The following is a 12151-nucleotide window of genomic DNA, read 5'->3' on the forward strand; positions in this document are numbered from 1 at the left end:
TGGGGAGGCGGTGCCCTTCGTCTCGTTCTCAGCCGCTGTAGGAGGAGTCCTTGCGACCCTCGGCCCGGTCGCGTTCCTCTTCGTCGGCGTCGACGGTCTCGTCGAGGATGGCCGCGTAGGCGATCGCGGCGTCCTCCTCCTTCGTCGACCGTTCGGTGTCTTCGCCGTCGGTGTCGTCCTCGGGGTCCGTCCCGGAGGTCTCCTCGGGTTCCGGGGGGTCCTTCTCGGCCTTGTCGGAGGTCTTCTCCGCCTCTTCGGGGGCCTCGTCCTCGTCCCGGACCTCGGTGTCGTCCCCGGTCGAGGCGTCGGTCGTCTCGTCCGGCGTGTCGGAGGCCGAGGTGTCCTCCGTCGCCTCCGCGGCGACCGGCGCGATCGGATCCTCCGTGTCCTCGCGCTCGTCCGCCCCTTCGACCTCGGTCGGCTCCGTCACGGTCTCGGAGGTCGGGGAGGGCTCTTCGGTCTTCTCCTCGTCGACCTCATCGGCCGTGTCGATAACGGCCGGCGCGTCGTCCGTCCCGGTCTCGTCCGACCTCTCCGAGGTCTCGACGTTCTCGTCGGAGATCGGCCCCGTCTCCTCGGACGCGGCCTCCTCCTCGAGGTCCATGTCGCCGGAGACGGGCGTATCGGGGTCGGTGGTGGCCGAAGCACCGGCCGGGGCGTTCTCGTCCTCCTCCGGGGCGGTGAGGGCCTCGGAGGCCCCCTCCCGCTCCGACGGTTCGGTCCGCTCGACCGCGGTGTCGCTCTCGGAGGTCTCCGGTTCGCGCGTGTCGTCGTCGGTCGCGGACTCGTCGTCCTTCGTGCCGGCGGTCTCCGAGGGTTCCTCGGACTCTCTCCGGTCGATGTCCTCCCGAGCCTCGGCCACGGGGGCCGGCCCGGGTTCCCCGACGGGTTCCTCCACCGCGGTCACGGTCTCCGGTTCGGGCTCCACCGGGGTGGAGGCCTCCTCCGGTTCCGTGACGGTCGTGGGCTCCTCGACGGGTTCGGAGGCCGATCCCTCTTCGGGCTCGGCCTTCACGAGGTCTTCGTGCTCCTCCCGCTCCTCCTCGGCCGTCGTGGCCTCGGGGGCGGAGGTGGTCTCGTCGCGGGCGTCGTCGCCCGCGGTGGGGGTCTCGGTGTGGGGCGGGGTCCGGGCCGCCATGACCGGTTCGGTCCGATCGCCCGCGGTGGGGGTCTCCCAACGGGGGATCTCGAACTCGGGGTCCTCCGCACCGTCGTCCGTTCGGTGCGTCTCGAAGGTCTCCCCCACAGGGGTGACCCGCACCGGCGGTTCGGCCGGTGCGGGTACGCGCCCTGTCGGCTCCTGCTCCCACACGGGGCCCGGCGCGATGCCGGCCCCCGGCCCGGTCGTCATGGGGACGGACGACTTCCCCAAACCGCCCGTCCGTACCGTTCCCGGTCCGTCCTTGCCGAACCTGCCTTGGAGGAGCGCCCCCAGTAGGAGGAGGACGCTCAGTCCGCCGAGTCCCAGTGCGATGTACACCAGGGTGGTCTCGGCGAGCACCAGAGCAGCCGCGATGACGGCTATGGCCGCCAGCACCGCCACGGTGGCGAGGATGCTAAGGATCACGGGTCGACCAGGGCCTTTACACGTGTAGAGCTGGAGTCTTCAGTTGTTCGGAGCTACCTGCCGCCGAGAGCTCAGCGGCGCTCGTGCGGGGTCTCGCCCGGGTGGAAACCACCGTGCTGGGCGGGCTCGGGCTGACCGAACGGGTTGCCGCCGGGGCCGTGCTGCTGGAGCGCGGGGGCACCGCCGGACTGCGGGTTCATCGTCTGGAAGCCGCCCGTGGTGTTCGGGTTGGGCTCCACCGACTTGCCCTCTTCGTTGAGCTCGCGCAGCTGACGCTCGAAGTAGTCCTTCAGGCGGCTGCGGTACTCGCGCTCGAAGTCCTTGAGCACGTTGACCTTGTGCTCGAGCTCCTCGCGCTGCTGGACGAGGCTGCCCATGACCTGACGGTGGCGCTCCTGGGCGTCGCGGTCGAGGTTCTCGGAACGGGCACGGGCCTCACCGATGATCTGGTCGGCCTGACGGCGCGCCTTGCCGAGGATGTCCTCGGACTCGTGGCGGGCGCGGCCGAGGGTCTCGTCGGCCTCACGGCGGGCGTCGCTGATCGCCTGGTCGGCGGTCTGCTGGGCGAGGGCCAGGACGCGGGCGGCCGTGTCCATGTTCTCCTCACCGCCCATGGCGAGGTTGGCGCCGGTCATCTGCATCGGGGCGGGCGGCTGGGCCGGCTGCTCGACAGGCTGCTGCGCCTGCACGGGCTCCGGGCGCACCTGCTCCATCTGCTGCTGCGGCTCCTGCTGCTCCTGAGGCTGCTGGAAGTCCTGCATACCGGCGTTGGGGACCTTGCCTCGAAGGCACTCGGCCAGCTTGCCGCGCAGTTCCTCGTTCTCCTGGATCAGCCGGTCGAGTTCCGACTCGACCTCGTCGAGGAAGGCATCGACTTCCTCTTCGTCATATCCCGGCCGAAGCCGGGTGGTGCTGAACTGCTTGTTCCGCACATCGGCGGGTGTCAGCGGCATGTTCGTCTCCTTGGCGCGCTTGGAGTCTGTCCGTAGGGACGCTACCCGATCGTGACCTTACGGCAATCCAGATCATGACCAAGACCACATATCGGAATCCAGGGCGGTTTTTTCGCCCTGGCCCTTCCCTGTCACAGTCCCATCGCCAGCCTCGCCAGAATGCTCTGGAGAAGCAGGATGGCGAAGAAGAGGATCAGCACACTCAGGTCGAGTGCGATGCTCCCCAGCCTCACCGGTTTGATGAACCTGCGCAGGAACCTCAGTGGCGGATCGGTGATCGTGTACACGATCTCAGCGAGCACGAGAACGAACCCGCTGGGTCGCCAGTCCCTCGAAAAGGACTGCACCATCTCCAGTACCACCCTCGCGATCAGCACGAAGACAAACAGCTGAAGCAGCGCGGACAGCACTGACAGAACGATACTCACGGTCGTTCCCCGACCCAATCTCTGGACAAATGTGATGGTCTAGCTCTGATTGAAGAACCCTCGCTCGGCGATCCGCGCCTTGTCTTCGGCGGTCACCTCGACGTTGGCCGGGGACAGCAGGAACACCTTGTTGGTCACGCGTTCGATACTGCCATGGAGACCGAAGATCAGACCAGCCGCGAAGTCGACCAGACGCTTGGCGTCGCTGTCGACCATCTCGGTCAGGTTCATGATCACCGGCGTACCTTCCCGGAAATGCTCTCCGATCGTACGCGCCTCGTTGTACGTGCGCGGGTGGAGCGTGGTGATCCGAGCCAGGTCGGCGGTAGAGGCGGTCGTGGTGGTGCCACCGCGCCGTTCACCCGTTCCCAGGTAATCGCCGGTGTCCGTCACGTCGTCGCCTCGTGTTTCCCCGCCTCGCGCAGGATCGGCGTCGCGGTCACGCTGCTCCTCCGCGCCTTCGTCGAAATCGTCGAACTCATCATATTCGTCCGCATAGCGGTGATCGTAACGGTCGTCCTCCACGAGGCCGAGGTAGACCGCCATCTTGCGCATCGCGCCGGCCATCTCATGTCCTCCGTCGTCCTCGCGGCCCCGATCGAAGCCGACTCCTCCGTCTGCGCCTGTCCTGCGCCCGCAACGGCGGGGCGGGCGCCCATTCGGGCGAACTCCACAGACAGGCCCCAAGGTCTATGTGGGGACATTACCCCACGTTCGTCCCTCGGGCGCCGAGCAACGCCGCACCAAGGCGGAGGTGTGTCGCTCCTCGCTCGATCGCCGCCTCCAGATCCCCGCTCATCCCGGCGGAGATCATCGTTGCCCGAGGGTAGCGATCACGAATCCGCCCCGCCACCTCGTGAAGTCGACCGAAGGCGGTGTACGGGTCCCCTCCCAAGGGCGCGACCGCCATGACACCGCCCAAGGAGAGCGCCTCATGTTCTTCGATCAGGTCGGCGATCCCGGGAGCGTCGGACGGGTCCACTCCGCCACGCGGCCCCAGGACACCCGCCTCGGAGTCGTCGTCGAGGTTCACCTGGACCAGACAGGTCAACGTGCGCCCCGCCTCCGCCGCGCGGTCGCCCAGGGCCCGGACGAGTCTGGCCCGGTCCACCGAGTGCACGACGTCGGCGTAGGAGGCCACCGAACGGACCTTGTTCGTCTGGAGCTGGCCCACGAAGTGCCAGGTCAGATCGAGGTCGGCGGTCTCCGCGGCCTTGGGGGCGGCCTCCTGGTCCCGGTTCTCTCCGACGTCGACGACGCCCAGGGAGGCGAGGGCGCGCACGTCGGAGGCGGGGTGGGTCTTGGTCACCGCGACCAGGGACACCTCGGAGGAGGAACGCCCCGCCTTGGCGCAGGCCGCCTCGATCCTGTCCCGCGCGGCCTGGAGGTTGGCGCGGATCTGCTCGGTGCGCGCGGGATCGATGTCTGACACGACTGTTCCTTCTGTTCCCTGCTGTGGTGGTGATCCTCGGGAGGAGGGGACACGGTCCCCGCCCCTCCCGTCCTACGAACGGTCCGCGGTCGCCGGGGCGCGCCAGATGAAGGAGGCGAAGCGTCCCGTGGGCGCGCCGCGACGGTGGGAGAAGAGGTCGGGGGTCTCCAGGGTGCACCGGCCGTCGGAGGTGATGTTCTCCACCCCGGCCCGGCGCAGTTGGGCGGTGACGGCGGCCGACATGTCCACCCCGGTGGTCCCTCGATGGGTGGTGGAGGCCGCCTCGGGCGTGAGCTCCGCGGTCTCGGCCTGGAGTTCGGGCGGTACCTCGTAGCAACGACCGCAGATGGTCGGGCCGAGGAAGACGGTGATCCGGTGGACGACGGCCCCGTGGGCGACCATGCTCTCGACCAGGTTCGCCGCGATGCCCTTCGCGGTGCCCGCGCGCCCCGAGTGGGCGGCCCCCAGGATCCCCGCCTCGGCGTCGGCGGCCAGGATCGGAAGGCAGTCGGCCGCCATCGAGGCCAGGACCAGGTCGGAACGGGTGGTGACCACGGCGTCGCAGGTGCCCACCCCTCCGGGTTCGGTGGCCACGAGCACGTCGGCGCTGTGGACCTGGTTCATCCACACCACACGGTCGACGTCGAAGCCCAGGTCGCGCGCGGCACGACGGCGGTTGTCCATCACCGCCTCGCGATCGTCGCCCACCCCCAGGCCCAGATTGAGCGAATCGTAGGGGGGACGGCTCACGCCGCCACCGCGTTCGGTGACGGCGGCACGGACCCCGTGCCCCAGATCGATGACGTTGCCCATCGGTGTGTCCGCGGTCCCTTTCCTCGGTCCCCGGAAGGACGCTCCTCACGAACGGTCCGGGGCGGCGACGGCCCCGCCACGAGGGCGGGGCCGCTATGACACGTCGATGGTACCGGTGGGACTACTTCAGGAACTCCGGCACGTCCAGGTCGTCGGGGTCGTCGAAGATGACCCGACGGCGGGGCGTGGGAACCTCGCCACGCCGCTCGGAGGCGTCCGAGACGGAGTGGATGTGGCCGGTTCCGGTCTCGGATTCGGCGACGGGCTCCGTGGCCCGTCCCTCCTCGACCTGGCTCGTCCGCGGCTCCTGATAGGCCTGGACGGGCTCGCTCTGGGAGTCGTCGTAGGAGGGGACCTGGTGGGTCTCGCCCTGGAACGGCTCCGGCTCGGGTCGCAGCGTCTGCGGGGCGGGCTGCGGCTCGGGGCGCGCCGGCGGCGCCTGCTGAGGCTCGGGCCGCACCGGCTCGGCGCTGACCGGAGGATGGACCGGAGGCATGGTGGACCGGGGCGTCTCCGGCTCAGGACGGGCCTGGCCGGAAGAGGTCACCCACGGCATGCTGGTGGCCGACGCCCCGCTCGCGCCCGCGGTCGACGGAGCCGTCTTGGCGGACGCCTCCTCTGAACCGGACGTGATGCCTGCCGTGGGGGCGACGGCCTCAGGAGGGTCCACCGGGCGGCGCTCCTGCGCCGCCGGGGCACCGACCTCGGGTTCGTCGAACCCCGCGGCTATCACCGTGACACGCACCTCGTCGCCGAGGGCGTCGTCGATGACGGCTCCGAAGATGATGTTGGCCTCGGGGGCCGCGGAGTTGGCGACCAGCTGAGCCGCCTCGTTGATCTCGAACAGCCCGAGATCCGAGCCTCCCTGTATCGACAGCAGGACTCCGTGCGCCCCGTCGATACTGGCCTCCAGCAGAGGTGAGGAGATCGCCAGTTCGGCCGCCGCCACGGCCCTGTCGTCCCCTCTCGCGGATCCGATTCCCATCAGCGCCGATCCCGCCCCGGACATGACCGACTTGACGTCGGCGAAGTCCAGGTTGATCAGGCCCGGCGTGGTGATCAGGTCGGTGATCCCCTGAACACCGGAGAGCAGGACCTGGTCGGCCGCCTTGAAGGCGTCCAGGACACTGACCTGACGGTCGGAGATGGACAGGAGGCGGTCGTTGGGGATGACGATGAGGGTGTCGACCTCCTCACGGAGCATCGCTATCCCCGACTCCGCCTGGGTCGCCCGCCTCTTGCCCTCGAAACCGAAGGGGCGGGTGACCACACCGATGGTGAGGGCTCCCAGGGAACGGGCGATGTTCGCGACGACGGGGGCGCCACCGGTACCGGTGCCACCACCCTCACCCGCCGTGACGAAGACCATGTCGGCCCCCTTGAGGACCTCCTCGATCTCCTCACGGTGATCCTCGGCCGCCTTGCGGCCGACATCGGGGTTCGCGCCGGCGCCCAGGCCACGGGTGAGCTCGCGGCCGACGTCGAGCTTGACGTCCGCGTCGCTCATCAGCAGCGCTTGGGCGTCGGTATTGATCGCGATGAACTCGACGCCCTTGAGCCCCTCTTCGATCATTCGGTTGACGGCGTTGACACCGCCGCCGCCGATACCGACGACTTTGATGACCGCGAGGTAGTTCTGCGGTGCTGCCACGACGAGGGGCCTTTCCGCTCGCATGAGCCGTTCCGTCTTCGCGTCCGTCGACCAGGGGTCGAGGAACACGCCGGCGGACCGGCATCCGGTTCTACAGAGTGTGCGTTTCGGGTTCTTCCACCTTCACCGCCGAGGCGGTCTCCGGCGAGGACCCCGGGTCACCGGTACCGTTCCCCCTCCGTCACCGCGGCCTTGGGGCCGAGAGACGGTTCGCTTCCAGAAGCGGCGGCGAAACGGTTCCTGCGTATCCCGAAAAGCGTGTTTTAGTGTGTTGTTGACGGTGGTTGTGCTTCCCGACAGTAAGCGGACCGTCGGGTGCGGGCAACCGATGATGACTTCAGCCTAACCGCGTATAACGCAAGGAAGCGAAGTGCGCACTCGGCGCGTCGCGTCTGGAATGTCCTCGCGGTCCGCCGTTTCCTCGGGCAGTGGCCCTCCGGAACCCGCTCACGACCCCTCACCACGTCCATTCCGGCTCAAGACCGGCCCTTGGTCGACGCTTCACCGAACGATGGCCAGGTCCGGGGTTCCGACGTCGTAGACACGCCCTTCCTGTGAAGGGTGCTCGCGCATGAGGACACGCAGGATGTCGCTCTTGTCCGCCGTGGCCTCGGAGTCCCCCCACTCCACGACGGAACCGTCACCGAGCTCGATCATGATCTCGTCGGTGTCGCGGGCGTCGATGAGCTGGATCCGGGCGAGCAGGGAGTCGGGGGCCTCCTCGACGATGTCGGCGGCGGCCCGGACCGCGGCGTTGTCCTCCAGCTCTCCGGAGACACGGACCAGCGGTCGGTTGCCCGGACGGGTCGGGGAGTCCTCGATGCGCACACCGTCCCGGTCGACCGACCGGTACTCCTCCCCCACCCGGACCGCGAGCAGAGGCCGTCGTTCGACGACCTCCACTCGCAGGGTGGCGGGCCAGCCACGGGTCACGGTGGCCGACTCGACCAGGTCCAGGCCCTCGACCCGCTCACGGCCGCCGTCGAGGTCCACCCGGATCAACGGGGTTCCGGTGTCCACGGCCACCGCGGTCTCGACCTCCTGGGCCGTGACCCGTTCGGTCCCGGTGACGGCCACGTCCCGGACCACGAGCAGACGTGAGCCCAGGAGCACCCAGACCACGGCACAGACCAACGCGACCACGAGGAGCACCGCGAAGGTGACCTTCCAGGGGTCCGAGCCCCCGCGCGCCGTCGTCGCCCGTTCGCTCCCACCCCGGTCAGCGCCCACGTTCATGCCCCCTGGCTGTCCGCGCCGTCGTCTTCTTCTAGTCGTTACGCGTGTCGCCCGCCGCGGCCGCCAAGGCGGCCACGATGTGCGGACCGAGTTCGGTGACGTCGCCCGCGCCCATGGTCAGGACGATGTCGCCCGGGCGGGCGAGCTCGGCCACCCGTCGTACGGCCTCCTCGCGGCCGGGCACGTACCGCACACGGTCGTGGCCCACGCGGGAGGTGATGGTCTCGCCGGTCACCCCGGGTTCGGGATCCTCGCGCGCCGCGTAGACCTCCATCACCACGACCTCGTCGGCCAGGGAGAGGGCGTTCGCGAACTCCTCGGCGAAGATACGGGTGCGGCTGTACAGGTGCGGCTGGAAGAGGGCGACGACCCGGCCGAGGGGAACGTCCTCGTCGTCCTGGGAGAACGACTCCAGGGCGGCGCGGGTGGCGCGCAGGTCGGCCTCGATCTCGGTGGGGTGGTGGGCGTAGCTGTCGTAGACGCCCACACCGCCGCCCTCGCCCTTGAGCTCGAAGCGGCGGGCCGCCCCGGCGAAGTCGGCCACACCCTCCACCGCGACCTCCAGGTCGTGACCGAGCTCGTCGGCGACCACGACCGCGGCGGCGGCGTTGAGGACGTTGTGCCGCCCCGGAACGGCGACGGTACCGTCGATCGGCTCCCCGTCGGCGGTCTGAAGGGTGAACTCCGTCGAGAAGCCGCGTGCGCGCACTCGGGTGATCCGGTGGTCGGCGTCCTCGGCCTCACCGTAGGTGAGCACCTTCTTGCCGCGTTCCCGGGCGATCTCGGCGACCCGGCGGGCGCCGGGGTCGTCGATACCGACGATCAGCGTGCGCTCGACCCGGTCGACGAAGTCCGCGAAGTTCTCGTGGATCTCGTCGATGCCGCTGTAGTTGTCCAGGTGGTCGGCCTCGACGTTGGTCACCACGGCGATCTTGGGCGAGAGCATCAGGAAGGAGCCGTCGCTCTCGTCGGCCTCCACCGCGATGACCTCCCCGACACCGGCGTCGGCGCCCAGCCCGGTGGTGACCAGCTTCCCGCCGATCACGTAACCGGGGTCGACGCCCAAGTGCTGGAGGACCACGGTGATCATGGAGGTCGTGGTGGTCTTGCCGTGGGTTCCGGAGACCGCGATGCCCTCACGGCCCAACAGGAGGGCGCCCAGCGCCGCGGCGCGGGGCAGGATCCGCAGACCCCGCCGACGCGCCTCGGCCAGCTCCGGGTTGTCCTCGCGGATCGCGGAGGAGATCACCAGGGTCTCGGCGGTGTCGAGGTTCTCGGCCGCGTGGCCCACGTGGACCCGCGCGCCCATCCGCTCCAGGTCGCGCAGGGTGTCGCTGTCCCGGGCGTCGCTGCCGGAGACCTCCACACCGGACTGCAACAGCACACGGGCGATACCGGACATGCCGGCCCCGCCCAGGCCGATGAAGTGGGTGCGTCCCAGCTTGTCGACGGGGACGGGTTCGGTCGGTCGGACCAGGCTCATCGTGCGTCCTTGCCGTCGTCGTAGTAGTCCTCGTAGCCGTCGTCGTCGGGCAACGGCATGTCGGGGGTGGGTTTGTCCCCTCGGGCGATCGCCATGACCTCCCGGGCCAGCTCCATGTCCGCGTCGCGGCGCCCCATGCGGGAGGCAGCCTCGGACATCGACACGATCCGGTCGGTGTCGGTGAGCAGCGGGATCAGCCTCTGGGCGATCCACTCGGGGGAGAGCTCGGCGTTGTCGACCATCACCCCGCCGCCGGCCTTGACGATCGGCTCGGCGTTCATGGTCTGCTCACCGTTGCCGATGGCCAGCGGTACGAAGGCGCCGGGCAGCCCGACCGCGGTGAGCTCGGCGCAGGTCATCGCGCCGGACCGGCACATCGCCATGTCGGCGGCGGCGTAGGCCATGTCCATACGGTCCACGTAGGGGACGGCGACGTAGGGGACGCCGTCCTGCGTGAGGTCCTGGGGCTCGTCGGCGTTCTTGGGGCCGACGACGTGCAGGACCTGCACCCCCGCGTCGCGGAAGGCGTTACGGGCGGCGAAGGCCGCCTCGTTGACGCGCTGAGCGCCCTGGGAGCCGCCGAAGATCAGCAGGGTCGGCAGGTCCTGGCGCAGTCCGAAGTAGGTGCGGGCCTTGTCGCCCATGGCGAGCCGGTCCAGCGAGGTGATCTGACCGCGCAGCGGGATGCCGATGAAGCGCCCGTTCCGGATCTGGGTGTGGGGGTGCCCGGTGAACACGTGGGGGGTGAGTCGCGCGCCGAGCCGGTTGGCCAGCCCCGGCAGCGGGTTGGCCTCGTGCACGACGATCGGGAGTTTGCGCCGACGCGCCGCGAGGTATCCGGGGGTGGCGACGTAGCCGCCGAACCCCACCAGGACGTCGGCCTGAAGCTTGTCGAGCTGCTCGCCGGCGGCGCTGAGGGCGCCCGCCAGCTTCCCCGGTACGGAGAGCAGTTGTGGGGTGAGCCTGCGCGGAAGGGGGACCGCGGGGATCAGGCTCAGCTCGTAGCCGCGCATGGGGACCAGCCGGGTCTCCAGCCCCCGCTCGGTTCCCAGGCAGAGGATCTCGGTATCGGGGTCGATGCGCCGTAGCGCGTCCGCAAGTGAGAGTGCGGGCTCGATGTGCCCGGCCGTGCCGCCTCCGGCGAGGGCTACCCTCATCGTCGTCGATTCCTCCTTGGCCGGTCCCCCACCGGGACCGGTCCGCTCTTGTGCTTGGCCGTCGTCTTGGTGCCGCGTTCGCGCGCCGTGCGGGGGACGCTCGGCGCGGTGGTGCGCCTGGAAGGCGCGCCTCCGCCACGATTCTGGACGGATGCGGCGAACTTCTCCAGGCCAAGCCAGCTTAGAGCCCTTTGGACCCAACTGGGACCCCGGGCGGCCAGCGCCTTCTGCGCTTGAGGCTCGTTCCGGGCGATGGCGAGGAGCACACCGAGACCGATCATGGTGGGGATGAGCGAGGACCCACCATAGGAGACCAGCGGCAGTGGAATGCCCGTGACCGGGACCAGCCCGATGACGGCCGCGATGTTGATCATCGACTGGCCGATGATCCAGGTCACGATGGCGAAGGCGGCCAGGCGCGAGAACGGGTCCTTGACCCGGAAGGCCACCCGCAGTCCGGCGTAACCGAGCATGCCGAACAGGCCGAGCACGACCAGGGTGCCGATGAGGCCGAACTCCTCGCCGATGATGGCGAAGATGAAGTCGGACTCGGCGTAGGGAAGGAAACCCCACTTCTCACGACTGGCGCCGATCCCGACCCCGAAGATCCCGCCGGTGCCCAGGGCGTAGAGACCGTGCAGGGATTGGAACCCCGAGCCGGTCGGGTCGGCCCCGGGGTCGAGGAAGGCGGTGATACGGCGGAGCCGGAAGGGCTCGATCGCGATGACGATGGCGGCCAGCCCCAGGACCAGGCCGAACATGCCCACGAACAGCTTGCCCGGGGCGCCCACGACCCACAGGAGGCTGAGGAAGACGACCAGCAGCACCAGGGTGGTGGACAGGTCGGACCCGAGCAGGACCAGCAGGGTGAGCAGACCGCAGCCCGGCAGCAGCGGGATGAGCAGGTGGCGCCACTCGGTGAGCTCCTTGAGCTCCTCCTTGCGGGCCAGGATGTTGGAACCCCACAGGACGAAGGCGAGCTTGGCGGGCTCGGAGGGCTGGATGAGCAGGCCGCCGATCTCCAGCCAGCGGATCGCGCCGTTGACCTCGGTGCCCTGGAAGGCGGTGAGCAACAGCAACGCCACCGAGAGGATCATCGCCGGGTAGCCCACGAGCCGGAACACCCACAACGGGAGTTGGGAGGCGATGATCATGAGCGGCAGGCCGATCGTCGCCGACACCAACTGGCGTTGGAACACCGAGAAGGCGGACCCGGTCTCGGAGATGGAGTTGACCATCGTCGAGGACAGGACCATGACCAGGCCCAGGGCGATGAGCATCATCCCGGTGCCGAGGATCAGGTAGTAGGAGGTGAGTGGTCGGTCCAGGGACCGAGCCCACTCGCGCCAGAGCGCGCGTTCCCTTCCACCGGAGGCCGTACGCCCCCGGCTTCGGGCCGTACTGGGAACCGCTGTCGTCGCCGCCATCCAC

General features: G+C 69.5%; 11 protein-coding genes. All 11 read right to left on the reverse strand.

The genetic code is table 11. The features are described from left to right. Window positions 1-28 precede the first annotated feature (28 nt). The gene (locus tag D451_RS0108300; protein ID WP_014909763.1) at window positions 29-1567 is read right to left on the reverse strand and encodes a midas domain-containing protein; all 1539 of its coding nucleotides are present in this window, start codon (window positions 1565-1567) and stop codon (window positions 29-31) included. A 71-nt stretch (window positions 1568-1638) separates the two neighbouring features. Then, window positions 1639-2520 (reverse strand): DivIVA domain-containing protein, encoded by an 882-nt coding sequence (locus D451_RS0108305; protein ID WP_014908354.1) that lies wholly within the window; start codon window positions 2518-2520, stop codon window positions 1639-1641. 131 nt (window positions 2521-2651) lie between these two features. Continuing rightward, window positions 2652-2948: a YggT family protein gene (locus tag D451_RS0108310; RefSeq protein ID WP_017534083.1), complete on the reverse strand. Its 297-nt coding sequence runs from the start codon at window positions 2946-2948 to the stop codon at window positions 2652-2654. Window positions 2949-2987: 39 nt separating this feature from the next. Then, window positions 2988-3515 carry a cell division protein SepF gene (locus D451_RS0108315; RefSeq protein WP_014908806.1) on the reverse strand — a complete coding sequence of 176 codons (528 nt, stop codon included), beginning with the start codon at window positions 3513-3515 and terminating at the stop codon, window positions 2988-2990. A 136-nt stretch (window positions 3516-3651) separates the two neighbouring features. Continuing rightward, the gene (locus D451_RS0108320) at window positions 3652-4380 is read right to left on the reverse strand and encodes a YggS family pyridoxal phosphate-dependent enzyme (RefSeq protein WP_017534084.1); all 729 of its coding nucleotides are present in this window, start codon (window positions 4378-4380) and stop codon (window positions 3652-3654) included. Window positions 4381-4452: 72 nt separating this feature from the next. Continuing rightward, the gene (gene pgeF / locus D451_RS0108325; protein ID WP_017534085.1) at window positions 4453-5193 is read right to left on the reverse strand and encodes a peptidoglycan editing factor PgeF; all 741 of its coding nucleotides are present in this window, start codon (window positions 5191-5193) and stop codon (window positions 4453-4455) included. Between the two features lie 121 nt (window positions 5194-5314). Then, entirely contained in the window at window positions 5315-6844 is a 1530-nt protein-coding gene (gene ftsZ / locus D451_RS0108330) for a cell division protein FtsZ (protein ID WP_014909981.1), read from the reverse strand. Between the two features lie 501 nt (window positions 6845-7345). Then, window positions 7346-8080: a cell division protein FtsQ/DivIB gene (locus tag D451_RS0108335; RefSeq protein WP_014912783.1), complete on the reverse strand. Its 735-nt coding sequence runs from the start codon at window positions 8078-8080 to the stop codon at window positions 7346-7348. 31 nt (window positions 8081-8111) lie between these two features. After that, on the reverse strand, window positions 8112-9563 hold the full coding sequence (murC, locus tag D451_RS0108340; RefSeq protein ID WP_014911048.1) for a UDP-N-acetylmuramate--L-alanine ligase: 1452 nt from the start codon (window positions 9561-9563) through the stop codon (window positions 8112-8114). Beyond that, a complete protein-coding gene (gene murG / locus D451_RS0108345; protein ID WP_014909897.1) occupies window positions 9560-10720 on the reverse strand; it encodes an undecaprenyldiphospho-muramoylpentapeptide beta-N-acetylglucosaminyltransferase in 1161 nt (386 codons plus the stop codon). Before murG ends, murC begins: the two co-directional genes overlap by 4 nt. After that, window positions 10717-12147: a putative lipid II flippase FtsW gene (gene ftsW / locus D451_RS0108350; protein WP_014910843.1), complete on the reverse strand. Its 1431-nt coding sequence runs from the start codon at window positions 12145-12147 to the stop codon at window positions 10717-10719. Before ftsW ends, murG begins: the two co-directional genes overlap by 4 nt. Between the last annotated feature and the right edge of the window lie 4 nt (window positions 12148-12151).

This window comes from Nocardiopsis alba DSM 43377 (genome assembly GCF_000341225.1).
Classification (GTDB): domain Bacteria; phylum Actinomycetota; class Actinomycetes; order Streptosporangiales; family Streptosporangiaceae; genus Nocardiopsis; species Nocardiopsis alba.

Coding starts and splice junctions, on each gene's coding strand:
- D451_RS0108315 (WP_014908806.1), bottom strand. CDS start 3,515: ATGGCCGGCGCGATGCGCAAGATGGCGGTCTACCTCGGCCTCGTGGAG.
- D451_RS0108335 (WP_014912783.1), bottom strand. CDS start 8,080: ATGAACGTGGGCGCTGACCGGGGTGGGAGCGAACGGGCGACGACGGCG.
- pgeF (WP_017534085.1), bottom strand. CDS start 5,193: ATGGGCAACGTCATCGATCTGGGGCACGGGGTCCGTGCCGCCGTCACC.
- D451_RS0108305 (WP_014908354.1), bottom strand. CDS start 2,520: ATGCCGCTGACACCCGCCGATGTGCGGAACAAGCAGTTCAGCACCACC.
- ftsW (WP_014910843.1), bottom strand. CDS start 12,147: ATGGCGGCGACGACAGCGGTTCCCAGTACGGCCCGAAGCCGGGGGCGT.
- murG (WP_014909897.1), bottom strand. CDS start 10,720: ATGAGGGTAGCCCTCGCCGGAGGCGGCACGGCCGGGCACATCGAGCCC.
- murC (WP_014911048.1), bottom strand. CDS start 9,563: ATGAGCCTGGTCCGACCGACCGAACCCGTCCCCGTCGACAAGCTGGGA.